Raw genomic sequence first — 738 nt, forward strand, 5'->3', positions numbered from 1 at the left:
GTTGGTCTGGTCGTGGGGAAACGTCAGTCGCGGCCGTGGATCGTGTCGGATGAACTGTGGTCGCTCATCGAGCCGTTGCTGCCCGAGCCGGGGCCGAAGCTGGCCGAGGGCAGGCCGCGGATGCCGGACCGGCAGGCGCTGTGCGGAATCCTGTTCGTGCTGCACACCGGTATCCAGTGGGAGTACCTGCCGCAGGAGCTGGGCTTTGGTTCGGGGATGACGTGCTGGCGGCGCCTGGCCGCATGGAACGAGGCCGGTGTGTGGGACGAACTGCACCTGGTGCTGCTGAAGAAGCTGCGGGCGGCGGGGAAGCTGGACTGGTCGCGGGCGGTGATCGACTCCTCCCATGTACGGGCCGCTCGGCGCGGCCCAAAAGCGGGCCCAGCCCGGTCGACCGCGCACGGCCGGGCAGCAAGCACCACCTCGTCGTCGAGGGGCAGGGCATCCCGCTCGCGACGTCCCTGACCGGCGGAAACCGCAACGACGTCACCCAACTCCTGCCCCTGCTCGACAAGATTCCGGCCGTGGCCGGCGTCGTCGGCCGACCCAGACACAGGCCCGACGCACTCCTCGCGGATCGCGGCTACGACCACGACAAGTACAGACGCCTGCTCTGGCAACGTGGCATCCGCCCGGTGATCGCCAGACGAGGCGAGGAACACGGCTCTGGCCTGGGAACCTTCCGCTATGTGGTCGAGCGCACGATCGCCCGGCTCCACGGCTTCCGCCGACTGCGGA

The 738-nt window shown here is 69.4% G+C and carries 1 pseudogene; it reads left to right on the top strand.

Annotated elements, in window-relative coordinates:
* Window positions 1-39: 39 nt before the first annotated feature.
* Window positions 40-738 (top strand): annotated as a pseudogene (locus IEZ21_RS46940) (IS5 family transposase); the annotation flags it as partial.

Source organism: Streptomyces flaveus, assembly GCF_014647675.1.
GTDB classification, from domain to species: Bacteria; Actinomycetota; Actinomycetes; order Streptomycetales; family Streptomycetaceae; genus Streptomyces; species Streptomyces flaveus.